Source organism: Streptomyces sp. NPDC048751, from assembly GCF_043198595.1.
Classification (GTDB): domain Bacteria; phylum Actinomycetota; class Actinomycetes; order Streptomycetales; family Streptomycetaceae; genus Streptomyces.
The window spans coordinates 176,537-194,803 of record NZ_JBICUX010000015.1; the positions used below are offsets into that span (position 1 = coordinate 176,537).

General features: G+C 73.0%; 17 protein-coding genes. 4 read left to right on the forward strand and 13 right to left on the reverse strand.

Going from position 1 to position 18,267, the window contains the following annotated elements:
- Positions 1–53: 53 nt before the first annotated feature.
- The 8 genes from ACGFNV_RS37440 to ACGFNV_RS37475 all read right to left on the reverse strand — a co-directional run bounded on the left by ACGFNV_RS37440 (position 54) and on the right by ACGFNV_RS37475 (position 8,636).
- Entirely contained in the window at positions 54–401 is a 348-nt protein-coding gene (locus ACGFNV_RS37440; RefSeq protein ID WP_393628865.1) for a DUF4326 domain-containing protein, read from the reverse strand.
- A gap of 5 nt (positions 402–406) precedes the next feature.
- Entirely contained in the window at positions 407–1,216 is an 810-nt protein-coding gene (locus ACGFNV_RS37445) for an SGNH/GDSL hydrolase family protein (protein ID WP_393628867.1), read from the reverse strand.
- A gap of 87 nt (positions 1,217–1,303) precedes the next feature.
- Positions 1,304–2,317, reverse strand: coding sequence for a hemolysin family protein (locus ACGFNV_RS37450; protein ID WP_393628869.1), 1,014 nt, complete (start codon positions 2,315–2,317; stop codon positions 1,304–1,306).
- Complete coding sequence (locus ACGFNV_RS37455) at positions 2,314–3,678, reverse strand: hemolysin family protein (RefSeq protein WP_393628871.1); 1,365 nt, start codon at positions 3,676–3,678, stop codon at positions 2,314–2,316. Before ACGFNV_RS37455 ends, ACGFNV_RS37450 begins: the two co-directional genes overlap by 4 nt.
- Before the next feature lie 159 nt (positions 3,679–3,837).
- Positions 3,838–4,263, reverse strand: a complete 426-nt coding sequence (locus ACGFNV_RS37460; protein WP_393628873.1) for a GNAT family N-acetyltransferase — start codon at positions 4,261–4,263, stop codon at positions 3,838–3,840.
- Between the two features lie 57 nt (positions 4,264–4,320).
- The gene (locus ACGFNV_RS37465; protein WP_393628875.1) at positions 4,321–5,184 is read right to left on the reverse strand and encodes an LLM class F420-dependent oxidoreductase; all 864 of its coding nucleotides are present in this window, start codon (positions 5,182–5,184) and stop codon (positions 4,321–4,323) included.
- 46 nt (positions 5,185–5,230) lie between these two features.
- Entirely contained in the window at positions 5,231–7,801 is a 2,571-nt protein-coding gene (locus ACGFNV_RS37470) for an ABC transporter permease (protein WP_393628877.1), read from the reverse strand.
- Positions 7,802–7,805: 4 nt separating this feature from the next.
- Positions 7,806–8,636, reverse strand: a complete 831-nt coding sequence (locus tag ACGFNV_RS37475; RefSeq protein WP_393628879.1) for an ABC transporter ATP-binding protein — start codon at positions 8,634–8,636, stop codon at positions 7,806–7,808.
- Positions 8,637–8,773: 137 nt separating this feature from the next.
- Between ACGFNV_RS37475 and ACGFNV_RS37480 the strand changes: the two genes are divergently transcribed.
- On the forward strand, positions 8,774–9,043 hold the full coding sequence (locus ACGFNV_RS37480; protein WP_393628881.1) for a toxin-antitoxin system HicB family antitoxin: 270 nt from the start codon (positions 8,774–8,776) through the stop codon (positions 9,041–9,043).
- Positions 9,044–9,047: 4 nt separating this feature from the next.
- The gene (locus ACGFNV_RS37485) at positions 9,048–9,422 is read left to right on the forward strand and encodes a fic family toxin-antitoxin system, toxin component (protein WP_133931860.1); all 375 of its coding nucleotides are present in this window, start codon (positions 9,048–9,050) and stop codon (positions 9,420–9,422) included.
- A gap of 1 nt (position 9,423) precedes the next feature.
- Here the strand turns inward: ACGFNV_RS37485 and ACGFNV_RS37490 are convergent, their stop codons facing one another.
- Both ACGFNV_RS37490 and ACGFNV_RS37495 read right to left on the reverse strand, forming a co-directional pair.
- Positions 9,424–10,107 (reverse strand): class I SAM-dependent methyltransferase, encoded by a 684-nt coding sequence (locus ACGFNV_RS37490; protein WP_393628883.1) that lies wholly within the window; start codon positions 10,105–10,107, stop codon positions 9,424–9,426.
- An 81-nt stretch (positions 10,108–10,188) separates the two neighbouring features.
- On the reverse strand, positions 10,189–10,875 hold the full coding sequence (locus ACGFNV_RS37495; protein ID WP_393628885.1) for an esterase/lipase family protein: 687 nt from the start codon (positions 10,873–10,875) through the stop codon (positions 10,189–10,191).
- Between the two features lie 116 nt (positions 10,876–10,991).
- Here ACGFNV_RS37495 and ACGFNV_RS37500 point away from each other — a divergent pair, with 116 nt between their 5' ends.
- A complete protein-coding gene (locus tag ACGFNV_RS37500; RefSeq protein WP_393628981.1) occupies positions 10,992–13,487 on the forward strand; it encodes a LuxR C-terminal-related transcriptional regulator in 2,496 nt (831 codons plus the stop codon).
- A gap of 250 nt (positions 13,488–13,737) precedes the next feature.
- Here the strand turns inward: ACGFNV_RS37500 and bioD are convergent, their stop codons facing one another.
- Genes bioD through bioB form a run of 3 tightly spaced genes read right to left on the reverse strand, consistent with a single transcriptional unit; the run spans position 13,738 to position 16,961 of the window.
- Entirely contained in the window at positions 13,738–14,454 is a 717-nt protein-coding gene (gene bioD, locus ACGFNV_RS37505; protein WP_393628887.1) for a dethiobiotin synthase, read from the reverse strand.
- A gap of 1 nt (position 14,455) precedes the next feature.
- Positions 14,456–15,736, reverse strand: coding sequence for an adenosylmethionine--8-amino-7-oxononanoate transaminase (locus ACGFNV_RS37510; protein WP_393628889.1), 1,281 nt, complete (start codon positions 15,734–15,736; stop codon positions 14,456–14,458).
- A complete protein-coding gene (gene bioB, locus ACGFNV_RS37515; RefSeq protein WP_393628891.1) occupies positions 15,729–16,961 on the reverse strand; it encodes a biotin synthase BioB in 1,233 nt (410 codons plus the stop codon). Before bioB ends, ACGFNV_RS37510 begins: the two co-directional genes overlap by 8 nt.
- A 148-nt stretch (positions 16,962–17,109) precedes the next feature.
- Here bioB and ACGFNV_RS37520 point away from each other — a divergent pair, with 148 nt between their 5' ends.
- On the forward strand, positions 17,110–18,237 hold the full coding sequence (locus tag ACGFNV_RS37520; RefSeq protein ID WP_393628892.1) for an 8-amino-7-oxononanoate synthase: 1,128 nt from the start codon (positions 17,110–17,112) through the stop codon (positions 18,235–18,237).
- Positions 18,238–18,267 lie beyond the last annotated feature (30 nt).

Genomic DNA, 18,267 nt, shown 5'->3' on the forward strand with positions numbered 1-18,267 from the left:
ACCGGGTCGGCGCGGAGCACAGACGTACACCTACGACGCCCAGGGACGGCTCATCAGCTGACCTCCCTGGCCTCGGCCAGCTCCACCAGCACCTCGGCATGGCACGGCTCCGGCGCACACCAGCAGGCCAGTGTCTTGCCGCGCAGCTCCGGCAGGAGGGCGAGAAGGTCGGGCCGCCGGAGCAGGTACGCGCGGTACTTGGCCATGACCTCCGCCCGCGTCCCGTCCCGCTTCTTCGTGGGGGTGTCGTAGGCGAACGGGTTGTACAGCGGATGCCTGGGGAGGTCCCAGCCTCCCAAGGTCCAGCGACGGCCGACGTAGACGATGTCCGCGGGGGCGTGTTCCAGCCGGGGGCCGTACTCGTGGAGGCGGCCCCTGACGTTGATCACCCGCGTGGTCATGGCGGTTACGCCGCCGGACCCTCGTAGGGCAGCAACTCGGGCCGCTTGGGAGGCAGTCCGTCGCCGGAGGAGCGGCCCGTGAGGCGGCGGACTATCCACGGCAGCAGGTACTGCCGGGCGAACCGCGCGTCCGCGACGCGCCGGGTGACCCAGCCCGGCGGCAGGGTGGCCGGCATGGGCGTGTGCCAGTCCGCGTCCTCGGGGTCGTGTCCGAGCCCCTGCCACACCGCCTCGGCGACCCGCCGGTGGCCCTCGGCCGTCAGGTGCAGCCGGTCCACGTCCCACATGCGCGGGTCGCCGAGCGAGGGAGCCGCGTACAGGTCGACGACGAGCGCGCCGTGCCGGGCGGCGAGGTCGTCGACGCAGGCGAACAGTTCCTCCATGCGCGGCCGGAACCGCTCCAGGACCGGGCCCTGCCGGCCCGGGCTGCGCATCAGCACCAACTGCTTGCAGGAGGGGGCGAGCCGCTCCACGGCCTCCGTCAGCAGGTCCCGCACCCGGACCATGTCGCACTTGGGGCGCAGCGTGTCGTTCAGGCCGCCGACGAGAGTGATCACGTCGGCGCCCATCGCGGCCGCCACCGGCACCTGCTCGTCGACGATCTGCCCGATCAGCTTCCCCCGCACCGCGAGGTTGGCGTACCGGAAGTCGGGCGTGCGCGCGGCCATCCGGGCCGCGAGGAGATCCGCCCAGCCCCGGTAGGTGCCGTCGGGGAGCAGGTCCGACATGCCCTCGGTGAAGGAGTCGCCGACGGCGACCAGGCTGGTGTAGGTGGGGTGCGTGGAGTTCGTGGAGTTCGTGGCGTTCGTCTGCATGGCGTCAGAGATGGTATCCCGAGGCCCATACCCATCGGTCGGTCGGCCTGCACCACCGCCCCGCCCCGGCACCCCGGCCTCAGCCCCTCACGCCCGCTGCCCGAACAGCTCCCGCAGCACGTCCTCCATGGTCACCAGGCCGGCCAGGCGGCCGTCGGAGCCCAGGACGGCCGCGAGGTGCGTTCGGCTGCCGCGCATCGCCGTGAGGACGTCGTCCAGGGGCGTGGTCTCCCGCACGCGCGCGATGGAGCGCATGTCCCGCAGCCGGAACGGCATGTCCCGGGGCGAGGCGTCCAGCGCGTCCTTGACATGGAGGTAGCCCACGATCCGGCGTCCCTCGTCCACCACGGGGAAGCGGGAGAACCCGAACTCGGCCGACAGCCGCTCCAGCCCCTCCGGTGTGACACCCACGCGCGCGTAGACCACGCGTTCCAGCGGAACCACCACGTCGCGCACGGGGCGCCGGCCCAGCTCCAGCGCGTCGTGCAGCCGCTCCTGCGCCCGGTCGTCGATCAGGCCGGCCTCGCCCGCGTCCTTCACGATCTGGGCCAGCTCGGCGTCCGAGAACGACGCCGTGACCTCGTCCTTCGTCTCGACCCGCATCAGCTTGAGCACGGTGTTGGCGAAGGCGTTGATCGTGAAGATCACCGGGCGCAGGCCGCGGGACAGCGTGACCAGCGGCGGGCCGAGCATCAGGGCGCTGCGCACGGGTTCGGCCAGCGCGATGTTCTTCGGCACCATCTCGCCGAGGAGCATGTGCAGATACGTTGCCAGAGTCAGCGCGATCACGAATGACACCACGTGACCGGCGCTCTCGGGCACGCCGACGGCGTGGAACACCGGTTCCAGCAGATGCGCGATCGCGGGCTCCGCGACCACACCGAGCACCAGGGTGCACAGCGTGATCCCGAGCTGCGCGGCCGCCATCAGCGCGGACACGTGCTCCAGGCCCCACAGCACGCTCTTGGCGCGCCGGTCGCCCTGTTCGGCGTACGGCTCGATCTGGGAGCGCCGTACGGAGATCAGCGCGAACTCGGCGCCGACGAAGAAGGCGTTGACGACCAGGGTCGCAAGGCCGATCAGCAGCTGTACGGCGGTCACCGGCCGACCTCCTTGTCGTCGCCCGGCGTGAGGGCGTCACCCGTCTCGGGGGCGTCGTCGAGCGGTGCGTGCAGCAGGACGCGGGCGGCGCGGTGGCCGGAGGCGTCCACGACCTCCATGCGCCAGCCCGTGACCTCCAGGACGTCACCGACGACCGGTATGCGGCCGATTTCCGTGGCGACGAGACCGGCCAGCGTCTCGTACGGCCCCTCGGGCGGCCGTAGACCCACGCGCGCGAGTTGGTCCATGCGCGCGGCGCCGTCGGCCGAGTACACGGCACGGCCGTGCTCGTCCGTGCCGGCCGGGGCCAGGTCGGAGATCTCGTGCGGGTCGTGCTCGTCGCGCACCTCGCCGACGACCTCCTCGACAATGTCCTCGAGCGTCGCCACGCCGGCCGTGCCGCCGTACTCGTCGATGACGACGGCCATCGTGCGCTTGCCGGACAGCCGGTCCAGCAGCCGGTCCACGGTCAGCGACTGCGGCACGAGCAGCGGCTCGCGCATCAGCTCGGCGACGGACACCTGCTGGCGGCGCTCCGCGGGCACCGCCAGCACGTCCTTGATGTGGGCCGTGCCGACCACCGAGTCGAGGTTGCCGCGGAAGACGGGGAAGCGGGACAGGCCCGTCGCCCGCGTCGCGTTGGCCACGTCCTCGCAGGTCGCCTGGGCGTCCAGGGCGATGACCTGCACGCGCGGGGTCATCACGTTCCCGGCGGTCAGGTCGGCGAGGTTCAGGGTCCGGACGAACAGTTCGGCGGTGTCCGCCTCCAGGGCACCCTGTTTGGCGGAGTGCCGGGCCAGGGCGGCCAGTTCCTGCGGTCCGCGTGCGGAGGCCAGTTCCTCGGCGGGCTCTATGCCGAGGCGGCGCACCACGCGGTTGGCCGTGTTGTTGAGGTGGGTGATGAAGGGGCGGAAGGCCGCGCTGAACCAGCGCTGCGCGTTGCCCACCCGCTTGGCCATGGCCAGCGGCGCGGAGATCGCCCAGTTCTTGGGCACGAGCTCGCCGACGACCATCAGGAAGACGGTCGACAGGGCCGTACCGAGCACCAGGGCGACCGAGGACGCGGCCCCCTCCGGGATGCCCATGGACTCCAGCGGGCCCGCGATCAGCTTGGCGATCGACGGCTCGGCGAGCATACCGACGACCAGGTTGGTGACGGTGATGCCGAGCTGAGCCCCGGAGAGCTGGAAGGTCAGGTTCCGTACGGCCTTGAGGGCGCCCGCGGCCCCGCGCTCGCCGCGTTCCACCGCCCGTTCGAGTTCGCTGCGCTCGACGGTGGTCAGCGAGAACTCGGCCGCGACGAAGGCACCGCAGGCGACCGACAGCAGGATCGCCACCAGGAGCAGCAGCACTTCGGTCATCGGGTCACCTCCGTCCCAGGATCGGACAGGGCAGGAAGGATCGCGCGATGTCGCGTACTGGGAGGCTCGCCCATGGGCGGACGCTCACACCTTTCATCAGAAGGAACGGACGCGGTGACTGGATGCCGCCCCTCAATGGTAAAGGGTCGGCAAAGATGCTCAGTCGGTGAGGTGCTTCACCCAGCGCCGCCACCGCTCCTCTGGCGCGTACCCCGCCGCGCGCCACGCATGATGCGCGGTCTCGTTCCGCGTGAGCACCATCGCGTCCCCGCGGCGCCCGCCCAGCCCCACGAAGCGCTCCTCCGCCGCGGTGAGCAGGGCCGACCCGATGCCCTGGCGGCGGCGCCCCGGATGCACGGCCAGCCGGTACAGATGGCAGCGCCACCCGTCGAAGCCAGCGATCACCGTGCCCACCAGCTCGCCACCGCTCTCGGCGAGGATCAGCGCCTCGGGGTCACGGGCGACCAGCCGTTCGACACCCTCCCGGTCGTCGCTGATGCTCGTACCTTCCGCGGCCGTCTTCCAGAAGGCCAGCACGGTGTCGAGGTCGTCGGGCGTCGCGGCCCGTATCTGTAGATCAGGCATGAAGATGATCAGATCATGAGCGGCGTGCCCGGACGCGGAATTCCACCATCCGGACGCTCACCTCTCCCGGAGGGCTTCGACGACCGGCGCGAACGCCTCCATGTACGGCTCCAGCACGGTCAGATAGGTGAACCCGTAGCGCTCGCGTTGCGCGAGCACCTGCGCGACGATCTCGTCCACCGTGCCGACCAGCAGGATCGGCAGCTCCAGCGCCTGGTCCACGGTGAGCTCCGGCACCCGCTCCAGCAGGGGCCGGACCGCCTTCTCCCGGTCCTCGGTGACGACCACCATCTGGATGAGCAGGTTCAGTTCGGCCGGCTCCGCACGGCCGGCGGCCAGCTCCCGGTAGCGCGCCACGCGCTCGTCGAACTGCTCGGCCGTGAGCGGGGCGAGCTTTCCCGTGGTGCTCCCCGGCACCAGGCGGGCGCCCGTGAACCCGGCGATGTCGGCGCGCTCGGCGGTCAGGCGCATCACGCGGTCCGCGTTGGCGCCGATCAGCAGCGGCACCCGGCCCTCCGGGCCCAGCAGCCGCTCCAGCTCCTCGACCGTGCGCCGCAGATGGGCCACCCGCTCGCCCGGCGACCCCCACGGCAGCCCCGCCGTCTCGTGCTCCGCGCGGACGTACCCGGTGCCCAGGCCGAGTTCCAGGCGCCCACCCGTCAGCGCGTCCGTCGTCGTCACCTCGCGGGCCAGCAGCGCCGGGTTCCAGAAACCCGCGTTGAGCACGAACGTGCCCAGGCGGGGTCGCTCGGTGGCCTCGGCGGCGGCGACCAGGGCGGGGAACGGCGCCGGCATCCCCAGATGGTCGGGGACCAGGAGCACGTCGTAGCCGAGCTCCTCGACCCGTCGGCACTTGGCTCGCCACTCCTCGGCGGGCGCGGGGTCCAGCAGACTGGCTCCGAAGCGGAACGGACGCGGCATGAACTCTCCTCGGTGGCGGGCGACTTGAGCCTGCGCCGCGATTCCATCACTCGTGCGCGATCGCCGCCAGCACATTCATGCGGGATGCACGCAACGCCGGGAGCAGCGCCGCCACCACGCCCACGACCGCCGAGCCGATGACGACCGCGACGATCGTGCCCCACGGGACCGCCAGCGCCTTCATGCCCTGCAACGCCAGCACCTGCTGGGTGCACACGCCCCACACCAGTCCCAGCGCCAGCCCCAGGACCGCGCCGAACACCGCGATCACCACCGACTCCAGCCGGATCATCCGGCGCAGCTGCCGCCGGGCGAGCCCGATGGCCCGGAGCAGCCCGATCTCCCGGGTGCGCTCCACGACCGACAGGGCGAGGGTGTTCACCACGCCGAGCACGGCGATGACGATCGCCAGCCCGAGCAGCGCGTACACCAGGTAGAGCAGCACGGCGATCTGGTCGTGGACCAGCTTCTTGTAGTCGGCCTGGTCGCGCACCTGGACCTGCGGATACGGGTCGAGCGTCCGCTCCAGACGGGGGCGCAGCCGGTCGGCGTTCGTGCCGGGGGCCGCGTTCACGTAGAGCGCGGAGTCCTGGCCGCCCGGGATGTACTTCTCGACGGTCGAGAGCCCGAGGAACAGCCCGCCCTGCATGCCGAAGCCGCCGGCGGAGTCCTGGTCGGTGAGCGCGCCCACCTTCAGCTCGGTCCTGCGGTCGCCGGGGAACTCGACCGGGAGCACACTGCCCAGCCGTACGCCGTGGTCCCGGGCGAAGTCGACGTCCATGCCGATCGCGCCGTCCGCCAGGGCCGCCGCCGAGTCGCCCTCGGCGTAGGTGACGTGGGCGACGTCGTCGACCTGGTCGTCGTATCCGCTGGCCGTCGTCTCGACGCGCTTGCCGTCCGGCAGGCGGACGGCGAGGGGCGCGAACCGCTGGCGTACGACGAGGCCGACGCCGTCCGTGTCGCGCACCGCGTCCGTGACCTCCTGGGAGAACGGGGTGAAGTTGGCGTTCTGGATGACGAAGTCGGCGCCCAGCGTCTTGTCGATCTGCTGGTCGAAGGACCTGGACATCGAGGCGCTCGCCACCGACATGCCGCCCACCAGTGCGAGGCCCACCATGAGCGCGGCGGCGGTGGCCCCGGTGCGGCGGGGGTTGCGCAGGGCGTTGCGCTGGCTCATCCGCCCGACGGAGCCGAACAGCGCGGGGAAGCCCGCACCGAGCACGCGGATCACCGGACGCACCAGCAGCGGGCCCGCGACCACGGTCGCGATCAGGGTGAGGACCACGCCGAGCCCCAGCAGGGAGGCCGCCGACGCCGTCTTCGACGCGGCGGCGCAGCCCGCGAGCGCGGCCACACCGGCCGCCCCCACGACCGCGCCGACCACCGCGCGCACCTTGAGCGGGCGGCCCACGCCGGCGACCTCGGCGTCCGAGAGGGCCGCCATCGGGGACACGCCCGCCGCGCGCCGGGCCGGCAGGTAGGCCGCCACGAAGGTGACGCCCACGCCGACCGCGTACGCCGACACCGGGGTCACCCAGCCGATGACCATCTCGGCGGCGTTGAGGTTCATGCCGAAGACGCCCATGAGCTCGATCAGCCCGGCCGCGAGCCCGATGCCGGCCGCCAGGCCCAGCGTCGAGCCGACCAGACCGAGCAGCACCGCCTCGGTGAGCACGGAACGCCGCACCTGACGCCGGTCGGCGCCGAGCGCCCTGAGCAGCCCGAGCTCACGGGTGCGCTGTGCGATCAGCATCGAGAAGGTGTTGACGATCAGGAAGACACCCACCAGGACGGCGATCCCGGCGAATCCCAACATGACGTATTTGATGACGTCGAGGAACCCGCCGAGGTCCTCGGCGGCCGACTTGGCCTGTTCGTCGGCGGTCTTCACGTCGTAGGGCCCGCCGCCGTCGAGCGCGGCATCGACGTGGCCCTTCAGTTCGGTGTCGGTCACGCCCCGCGCCGCGTCCACGGAGATGCTCGTGGCCCGCTGCGCCGAGCCCAGCAGCTGCTTCCCCGCGGTCTTCGGGTCGAGGAAGACGAGGGCGGCGCCCGGGTTGGTCGTCCGGAAGGTGGCGATGCCGACGATCTCGACCTTGAAGGTGCCGGGCTGGGCCAGCACCGTGAGCGTGTCGCCGATCCCGAGGTGCTTCTTGTCGGCGGTGTCCGCGTCGAGGAGGGCCTCACCGGCGCCGCGCGGGGCGTGGCCGGACGTCAGGCTCACCGGGCTGCGGTCGGTGGGGTTCCAGTCGGTGGCGATGGTGGGCGCGCCCGTGGTCGGCCCGACCGACTTGTTCTGGCTGTCGACCACGGTGATGTTCTGGACGCCCACGTCCGGGTGGGCCGCAGCGACCCCGTCGACCCGCGCGAGGCGTCCGGCGAGGGAGGCGGGCAGGGTCTGCACCGCGCCGGTCGGCACGGATGACTTCAGGTCCTGCCTCGGCTCGACCGTCACATCGGCCGAGGTGGAGGCGAAGAGCCGGTCGAAGGTGCGGGTCACCGTGTCGGAGAAGATCAGGCTGCCGGCGACGAACGCCACCGACAGCACGACGGCCAGCGCCGACAGCACCAGGCGCCCCTTGTGGGCGAGGAAGCTCCGCAGCGTCGCCTTCAGCACGGGGTCATGCCTCCTCGGCGGCGGGCCGTACGCCGTTGGTGCCGGAGGCGTCGAACGGGCCGCGGGTCACGTCGAACAGCTTCATGCGTTCCAGCACGGCCTCCGCCGTCGGCCGCTCCATCTCGTCCACGATCCGCCCGTCCGCCAGGAAGAGCACCAGGTCGGAGTGGGCGGCCGCGCCCGGGTCATGGGTGACCATGACGACGGTCTGCCCGAGCCGGTCGACGGCCTCCCGCAGGAAGGACAGCACCTCCAGACCGGCGCGCGAGTCCAGGTTGCCGGTCGGCTCGTCCGCGAAGATCAGCTCCGGGCGCGAGGCGAGGGCCCGGGCGCAGGCGACCCGCTGCTGCTGGCCGCCGGAGAGCTGGGACGGCCGGTGCTTGAGCCGGTCGCGCAGCCCCAGCGTGTCGATGACCTGGTCGAGCCACTTCTGGTCGGCCTTCTGGCCCGCGATGTCCATCGGCAGGGTGATGTTCTCCACCGCGTTCAGCGTCGGGATCAGGTTGAACGACTGGAACATGAACCCGATCCGGTCCCGCCGCAGCCGGGTCAGCTCGCGGTCCTTCAACCCCGTGATCTCGGTGTCGCCGAGCCACACCTGTCCGGCCGAGACGGTGTCGAGCCCCGCCAGGCAGTGCATCAACGTGGACTTCCCCGAGCCCGACGGGCCCATGACCGCGGTGAAGCGGCCGCGCGCGACGTCCACGTCGACCGAATCCAGGGCGAGCACCGTCGTCTCGCCCGAGCCGTACGCCTTGGTCAGACCGCGGGCGCGGGCCGCGATCCCGTCGGCCGAGGCCAGACCGGGGGCGTGCTCCGCAGCAGGTGTGGACAAGGCTGCCTCCTCGCTCGCGTGGACGTGCCGAATCCCTGTTCCAGCCGAGAGTAGTGTGACCCGCCCCACACTCGCCCCCCGAATACCGCACACGGTCGCCCCTTGCCGTGCTAGCACTCCGGCGCTAGCGTCGAGGTATGGCGAAGACCCAGCTGAACGTGCGCGTCGACGAGGGCACCGCCCGCGCGGCCCGTGAACGCGCCCTCGCGCGCGGCATGAGCGTCAACCGCTACATCGAAGAGCTGGTCAGACAGGACACCGGTGAGGTCGGCCACACCTTCGTGGAGGCCGCCGCCGACTTCATGAAGCAGTACGAGACGGTGTTCGCCGAGGAGTTCGGCACGACCACCGACCTCAAGACCGATCCCAAGACCGACCTGAAGACCGACCGTGAGGGTCGCGGCTGATCCCTTGAGCAACCTCGAGATCGATCTCGCCTGGCTGTTGATGCTCGCCGAACAGAAGATGCCGGGGGACCCCCAGGTCACCGACTGGGGTGCCCTCGTCGCCGCCGTCGCACGCCACCGCGCCGAGATCTTCGACGTCCCCGTCTACGACTCCCCGCACGCCCGCGCCGCGGCGCTGCTCCAACTCCTCGTCAACGTCCCGGCGCTGGAGCGCTCCAACGCCCTCTTCGCCTCCGCCGTCGCCTACGCCTTCCTCGTGGCCAGCGGCCTGAAGGTGGCCACCTCGCCGGAACAGGTGCGGGACCTGGCCCGACTGGTGAAGAGCGGCGAGGCGTCCGTCCACGACATCGCGCACGAGCTGCGCCAGTGGACCGTGTGAGTCACGCCTCCTCGTCGGGGTTCCACGCGGTGCCCAGCACGCAGTACGAGGAGGGCAGCTTGGGCCCCTTCTCCGGCATCAGCAGCCGCCGGTAGGGGCCGAGCTCGAAACCGGCGTCCCGCAGCGCGCCGACCGGGTCCCGGCTCAGATGACAGCCGCCGCTCAGCGGTGGCCAGAGGGTGTGGTCCAGGGCCCGCTGGGTGAACGTCATCGCCCGCCCGCCGCCCCTGCCGTGCTCGAAGAACCGGACCGCGCCGCCGGGCCGCAGCACCCGCCGCACCTCGCCGAGGGCCCGCGGCACGTCCCGCACACTGCACAGCACCAGCGACACGACCACCGCGTCGAACGCCTCGCTCTTCACCGGCAGCGCCTCCGCAGCACCCGGCACCACGTCGACCGGCACCTCGGCACGCCGGGCCGCGTCCAGGGCCAACCTCCGCAGCAGTGGCTCCGGTTCGATCGCGACGACCTCCGAGACGGCCGCGGGGTAGTGCCGGAAGTTCAGCCCGTTGCCCGCGCCGACCTCCAGCACCCGGCCGGACAGCCCGGCCAGCAGCCGCTCCCGTACGGCACCCAGGCCGCCCCGGGTCTCGGCGGCCACACTGACCCGGGCGTAGCAGCGGGCGAACAGCGGGTGGTGGACGGGACCCCGAGACGCCTTGCGGGCGCCGGCGGACAACGGCATGGCGACCTCCCGGACCGGACGGGTCTGGCCTTCTACCGCGATTCTCCCCCGTACGGGCCCGCCGCACCCCCCGCCGCCCGCTCAGGCGACGAAGTCGCGGACCTGCTCGTAGATGCCGTGGTCGTTGTTCATGTCCTGGTGCTCGACACATCCGACACCGACGTTGGTCGCGCCACTCAGCAGTGCCGACGAGTCCGGGTCGATCGCCGCGTCGCAGTTCGACCAGTAGCTGGCGTACGTCACGCTGCCCGGCGTCTCGTCGCCGGAGTTGAGCGCGGTGAGGAACGAACTGCCCGTGTTCATCTCCTTGCACGACGTGTACAGCCACCCGCACAGCGAGGCGACGGACGTGCCGTGGTTCGTCCCGGCGACGGAGACGAAGTCGTCCACGTACGCCGTCCCGCCCAGGTTCTTGAGGTAGTACCGGCCGCTCAGCGCGCCCATGGAGTGGATCACGATGTCGACCTTCGACGCACCGGTCTGCGCCAGCACGCTCTGCACCTTCGTGGCCAGTTGACGGGCCGTGGTCGCGTTCGACTGACCCCAGTCGTACGACCAGGCGAACAGCTCGGAGGAGGAGTAGCCGTCGGCCTTGAAGTCGGCGATCCAGTCGTTCCAGCTGCTCGACGAACTGCTGATGCCGTGGACGAAGACGACGGGGTTGCGGCTCGCCGCGTGAGCGGAGGGCGCGGACAGGGAGAGGGACAGAAGGAGCGATGCGGCCACGGCCGAGAGTGCCGTGGCGATGCGACGCTTGTGGCGCTGCATGGTGCCTCCTGACATGTGGGGTGTTCAGGAGTGTGGGAGTGGGTCTACGCGCGCCGCATCGGTGAAATCGCCGGTCTTTACGTGTCAATTGACCCGCGAGTAACGTCGATGGCGTGGTGACTCCGGTGAACCCCCCACCTCTGGACCGCACTTCGCCACCGCCGCCTCCGGACGCCTGGCAGCACCTCGCCGCCACACTGGCCGAGGGCGTCCGGGTCCGGCTGCTGCGCGGCGTCCACGACGATCCGCGCGCCGCCGCCGAACTCGCCGCGCTCCTCACCGCACGGCAGTCGGCCGGGCTCGACCCCCTCCCGACGCAGCCCGCCGAACTCGCCCCGGGACTGCTGCGCGCGCACCGCGCCGAGGTGCGGGCGCTGCCGGACGACACCCGGCTGCTGCTCCTGCTCGCCGCGGCCGACCAGTACCCGGTCGCCACGCACGCCTTCCTGCGCGCCGTCGCCGCCGCAGGCCTCGACACCCGGCCGCTGGACCCCGCCGAGGCGGCCGGCCTCGCCCACGCGACCACGGGCGGGGTCCGCTTCCGGGACGCCTGGACCCGCATCGCCGCGTACGAGACGGCGTCCCCGGAGGACCGGCGCGAGGCCCACCGGCTGCTGGCCCGCGTCCTCGGCGGCGCCACCGAGACCCCCCAGCGCACCTGGCACCGGGCCGCCACCGCCCTCGGCCCCAGCGCCCGCCTCGCGGCCCAACTGGCCACGTCCGCCGAACGGGCCCGCCGCACCGGCCACCCCGCCCTGGCCTGCGCCCTCGCCGAACGCGCCGCCGCACTCTCCCCCGACCCCCACGAACGGTCCCGCCTCCTCACCCACGCCGCCACCGACGCCTGGACCTCCGGCGACGCGGACCGGGCCCGCCACCTCGCCCGGCACACCACCGACGACGCCCTGACCGGTCTCCTCGCCCTCCGCACGGGCAACGCGTCGGAGGCGTTCGACGCGTTGCTGACGGCGGCGACCCGTGCGGGGCGGGCAGCAGGGCCGGCCGGGGGAGTGCGCGCCGAGGCACACCGCCCAGCCGTCGGGTCCGGGCGGAGGCGGGAAGAGGGGCTCGGGGCCGCCGCCGTGTCACCGGTCGGTCGCGTGGGTGTGGGTGGTGTGGCTCGGCCGTACCGGCCTGGAGGGACGGGGGAGGCACGGGCCCCGGGCCCGGCCGGGGCCGCACCGGTGGAGGAACAGGAGGTGGGTGACACGGCGCACGAGTCCGAACCGGGCACGCGGGCCGGGGCTCGGCGCACCCGGGCGGCGGACCGTGTCTCGTGGGCGGTGCACCCCCTCGCGGCACAGACTCCTGACCCCGCCGCCCATCTCCTCGCCCGTGCCACCGAATCCGCCGTCTACACAGGGGATCTACGGCGCTGCCGGGAAGCCATGGGTGTCGCACGGCGGGCGGGAATCGTGGTGCCGGGCACCCTGACGGGCCTGGCGGCCGCGGTGGAGGGGCGGTACGAGGACGCGCGGGACGTGTTGGAGGCGACGGCCGGGCGGTGCGGGCCGGGCGGGGACCCCACTCTCCTCATTCATGCCGGGATCGCCGCGCTCATGCTCGGCGACCACACCCGCGCCGTCACCGCCACCCTGCGCGCCGCCGCCTCCGCCCGGACCCGCGGCGCGCAGGGAACCGTCGCCCAGGCCATGGAGTTCCGCGCCTACGCCGACTTCTGGAGCGGACGCCCGCGCGTGGGCGAGGCCGCCGCCGCGGACGCCCTGCGACAGGCGTACGCCACCGGGCAGGACAACGGTGCCTGCCATCTCCAGGCCGCCCTCGCCATGTTCGCGGCGATCACCGGCGACGCCGACCTGTGCCGTGAACGTGCCGCCGCCGCCCGCTCGTACGCCCTCGCCCGCGGCCTGGGCCTGCCCGCCGCGCTCGCCCAGTGGGCGCTCGCCGTCCTCGACCTCGGCGCCGGCCGTTTCGCGGCGGCCGCCGCCCGCCTGCGTGCCCTCGCCGCGTTCGGCCCCGGCCACGGCCACCGGGCCATCCGGCACCTGGCCACCCCGCACTACGTCGAGGCCGCCGCCCGCACCGGCGACACCCGCGTCGCCCGGGCCGCGCACGCCGACTACGACCGCTGGGCCCGCGCCGTCCGCAGCCCCGACGACCTGGCCCTCAGCGCCCGCTGCCGGGCCCTGCTGACACCCGGCGCCGAGGCCGTCGACCACTACCGCACGGCCCTCGACCTGCACGCCCACGGCACCCGCGACTTCGAACGCGCCCGCACGGAGCTGCTGTTCGGCGCCGCCCTGCGCCGGCTGCGTCGCCGCAGCGAGGCCCGCGACCGACTGCACAGCGCCCTGGAGGCCTTCCAGTCCTTCGGCGCCCCGCACTGCGCCGACCAGGCCCGCGCCGAACTCCGCGCCCTCGGCGCGCCCGCCGCACCCCCGCGCGGCCCCGACGACCCCGCCGCCCTTCTCACCGCCCAGCAACTGCTCATCGCCCGCATGGCGGCCGACGGCGCGACCAACCGCGAGATCGCCGACCACCTCGCCCTCAGCCCCCGCACGATCGACCACCACCTGCGAGGCGTCTTCAGCCGCCTGGGTATCCGCTCCCGCATCGAACTGGTCCGACTCGTCGCGGCGTCGGACGGCTAGTTCCGGTCACGGCACGAGGACCTGTCCGGCGGATCATGCCGCAGACGCGGGGCCTGGCACGCCCATCTGCCGCGTTGTCGTCGGTCGCCGACGCGCCGCGTCGACTCCCTCCTCCGCCGTGCAGCTGGACGCACCAAGCCCCGCTCACCTGCGCTGATGGGTCGCCGTGAGTTTCCTGCGACCTGATCCGCCGGACAGGCCCTAGTTCCGGTCACGGCACTACGTGCGGCGCATCAGGGCGTGCGACCCCTCAGGGCCCCTCCCGCCCCCCGAACACCTCCGCGTCCCACGTCCCGTCGAGCCGTGGTGCCAGCCAGGCCGGGGCCGCCGCCCGGAACGCGGGCGGCGGGAGGGCGCCGGCGCCGGCGGGCAGCGCGCCGAGCAGGGGGGCTCCGGAGACCTCCGGCAGGTCCGCCACGTTGCAGCGGGACGCCAGGTCGGGGGAGTCGGGCCAGCTGCCGATCACCACGCCCAGGAGGTCCAGGCGACGGGAGCGCAGTTCCCGGGCCGTCAGTTCCGTGGTGTTGAGGGTGCCGAGGCCCGCGGAGGCCACGAGGAGCACCGGCGCGCTCAGCAGCTCGGCCACGTCGGCCAGTGTCCCGCCCGCCTCGTCGAACCGTACGAGCAGTCCGCCCGCCCCTTCCACCAGCACGAGGTCGTGCTCGGTGGCCAGCTTGGCCGCCGCCTGGGCGACCTCGCGCGGAGCGACGGGAGGCAGACCGGCCCGGCGGGCCGCGGTCCCCGGCGCCAGCGGCTCGGGGAACCGGGCGACCTCCGTCGCCGTGACGTCGCCCGCCAGCCGCGCGACCTCGTCGGCGTCCCCGCGCTCGTCGGGCCGTACACCCGTCTGCGCGGCCTTCAGCACGGCCACCGACCGGCCCGCCGCGAGCGCCGCGGCGGCGACCGCGGCGGTCGTGACCGTCTTGCCGACCTCCGTGCCGGTGCCCGTGATCACCAGTACCGCCATGTCATCCCTCCCGCGCCGCAGCGCACACGGCCCGCGCGATCCGGGCCACGTCCTCGTCACCCGTGACGTACGGCGGCATCGTGTAGATCAGGTCCCGGAACGGCCGCAGCCACACGCCCTCGCGCACGGCGGCGTCCGTGGCGGCCTTCATGTCCACCGAGTGGTCGAGCTGCACGACGCCGATGGCACCGAGCACCCGTACGTCCGTCACGCCCGGCACCTCGAGAGCGGGCGCGAGACCCTCCCGCAGGCCGGCCTCGATCCGCTTGACCTCGGACAGCCAGTCCTGCCCGAGCAGCAGGTCGATCGACGCGCACGCCACGGCCGCCGCCAGCGGGTTGCCCATGAACGTCGGGCCGTGCGCCAGCACCGGCACCTCGCCGCGCGAGATCCCGTCGGCCACCCGTGCCGTGCACAACGTCGCCGCCATCGTCAGATAGCCGCCGGTCAGCGCTTTGCCGACGCACATCACGTCCGGCGTCACCGCCGCGTGCTCCGCCGCGAACAGCGCTCCCGTACGCCCGAAGCCGGTCGCGATCTCGTCGAACACCAGCAGCACGTCGTGCGCGTCGCACGCCTCCCGCAGCACCCGCAGATACGCGGGGGAGTGGAACCGCATCCCGCCGGCGCCCTGCACCACCGGCTCGACGATCACCGCGGCCAGCTCGTCGGCGTGCCGCGCGATCGCCATGCGCAACTCCTGCGCGTACGACTCCTCGTACGCGACCGGCGGTGGGCCCACGAACACCTGACGGGGCAGTACGCCGGTCCACAGCTCGTGCATCCCGCCCTCGGGGTCGCACACCGACATCGGCTGCCAGGTGTCCCCGTGGTAACCGCCCCGCCAGGTCAGCAGCCGCTGCTTCGACGGGCGGCCGAGCGAACGCCAGTACTGCAGGCACATCTTGACCGCGACCTCGACCGACACCGACCCGGAGTCCGCGAGGAACACGTGCTCCAGACCGTCGGGCGAGATGTCGACAAGTCGCTTCGCCAACCGTACGGCGGGCTCGTGGGTGAGCCCGCCGAACATCACGTGGCTCATGCGGCCGACCTGGCCGTGCGCGGCCTCGTTCAGCACCGGGTGGTTGTAGCCGTGGATCGCCGACCACCAGGACGACATGCCGTCGACCAGCTCACCCGAACCGTCCGCGAGCCGCAGCCGCACCCCGCTCGCCGACTCCACGACGAGCGGGTCCACACGGCCCGGCATCGGCCCGTACGGATGCCACACGTGCCGCCGGTCGAGCTCCAGCAGCTCGGAGACGGCCGGCTCAGGCATTGGGCGCGAGGTCCGTACCGGCACCCCGGCGGCGCACGGCGACCAGGTCCGTACGGGCCTCGTTGGCCGAGGGCACGGCCGGGGACCCGGCGGCGGGCGAGGAGGCCGGCACGGAGCCGCAGACACCGCCGCCCGCGCCCTCGTGGGACCCGCAGCCCCCGCCCTCGTGCGACCCGCACCCGCCACCGCTCGCGTGGGAACCGCAGCCCCCGCCGCCCGCGACGCGATGCTCCGGCAGCGTCACCTCGCCCGCGCCCTCCACCTCGAACCCGGCGTCCGCGATCATGTCCAGGTCGGCCTTGCCGGCCTGGCCCTCGCTGGTGAGGTAGTCGCCGAGGAAGATCGAGTTGGCCAGGTGCAGCGCGAGCGGCTGCATCGTGCGCAGATGGACCTCGCGGCCGCCCGCGATGCGCACCTCGACGTCCGGGCAGACGAAGCGGACCATCGCCAGGATCCGCAGACAGCGCTGCGGGGTGAGGTTCCACTCCTTGGCCAGCGGGGTGCCCTCGAACGGGATCAGGAAGTTCACCGGAACGGAGTCGGGGTCCAGCTCGCGCAGCGAGTAGACCACGTCCACCAGGTCCTCGTCCGACTCGCCCATTCCGGCGATCAGCCCGGAGCACGCCGACAGACCCGCCGCGTGCGCCTTCTGCACCGTGTCCACCCGGTCCGCGTACGTGTGGGTGGTCGTGATGTCCCCGTACGTGCCCTCGGACGTGTTGAGGTTGTGGTTGTACGCGTCAGCGCCCGCGTCGCGCAGCCGCTCCGCCTGGCCGTCGGTGAGCAGACCGAGGCAGGCGCACACCTCGACGCCCTCGTTCTGCTCCTTGATCGTCTTGATGGTCTCGGAGACCCGGTCCACGTCCCGGTCGGTCGGCCCCCGCCCGCTCGCCACCAGGCAGACCCGCTTGGCGCCACCCGCCAGCCCGGCCGCCGCGGCCTCGGAGGCCTGGTCGGGTTTGAGCCAGGTGTACTTCAGGATCTCGGCCTTGGAGCCGAGCCGCTGGGAGCAGTAGGAGCAGTCCTCGGGGCACAGCCCGGACTTCAGGTTGACGAGGTAGTTGAGTTTCACCCGTCGCCCGAACCAGTGCCGGCGCACCTTTCCGGCCGCGGCCACCACGTCGAGCAGGTCGTCGTCGGACGTGGCCAGTACGGCCAGCGCCTCCTCGCGGGTCGGCAGCTCGCGCCGAAGCCCCTTGTCCACCAGCGTGTTCAGCAGGTCCATGAGAGCCGATCCTGTCGTACGGACCCGCTCGGGGCCAAGGTAGGGATCACACAACACACCCCCTTCGAGGTGTGGGTATTGCCACACCATGGGTGGCGGGGCGTGCCGCTAGTGTCTGTCCGCTACCTACAAATACCCCGGAGGACCCATGGCGTTCGGCTGGATCGACGAGCAGGCGGAGGCGCGCCGCCGGGCCGGACTCGTACGGACCCTGCGCCCGCGCCCCGCCGACTCGCCGCTGCTGGATCTCGCGAGCAACGACTACCTGGGCCTGGCACACCATCCGCAGGTCACCGAGGGCGCGGCGCGGGCGGCGCGGACCTGGGGCGCCGGGTCGACCGGCTCCCGGCTCGTCACCGGCACCACCGAGCTGCACACCGAACTGGAACGCGAACTGGCCGATTTCTGCGGCTTCGAGGCGGCCCTCGTCTTCTCCTCCGGCTACGCGGCCAATCTCGCCGCGGTCACCGCGCTCGCCCCGCACGGCTCCCTGATCGTCTCCGACGCGGGCAACCACGCCTCACTCATCGACGGCTGCCGACTGGCCCGGGGGACGACGCAGGTCGTCGCGCACGCCGAGCCGGACGCCGTGCGCAAGGCGCTCCAGACGCACGAGGGCCCGGCTGTCGCCGTCTCCGACGCGGTCTTCTCGGTCGACGGCGACGCCGCCCCGCTCGCCGCGCTCGCCGAGGCGTGCCGGGAGCACAGCGCGGGGCTCGTCGTCGACGACGCCCACGGCCTGGGCGTCCTGGGCGACGGCGGCCGCGGCACCCCGCACGCGGCGGGACTCTCGGGCGCCGACGACGTCGTCGTGACGGTCACGCTGTCCAAGTCGCTCGGCAGTCAGGGCGGAGCCGTGCTCGGCCCGGCCCGGGTGATCGACCACCTGGTCAACGCGGCACGCACCTTCATCTTCGACACCGGTCTGGCCCCCGCGGCCGTGGGTTCGGCCCTCGCGGCCCTGCGGCTGCTGCGCCGGGAGCCTGAGCGTGCGGCACGGGCCCGCGCGGTGGCGGCGGAGCTGCACGCACGCCTGACCGCCGCGGGTCTGGAAGCCGTACGTCCGGACGCCGCGGTGGTCTCCGTGCGCGCGCCGTCCCCGGAGGAGGCCGTTCAGTGGGCAGCCGACTGTCGGGCGGCCGGCCTCGCCGTGGGCTGCTTCCGTCCTCCTTCCGTTCCCGACGGCGTCTCACGGCTCAGGCTGACCGCCCGTGCGGACCTCTCCGGGGCACAGATCGAACGCGCTGTACGAGTGATCGGCGAGACGCGACCATGAGTCGGCGTGACACGGCCGTGGGTCGCCCCT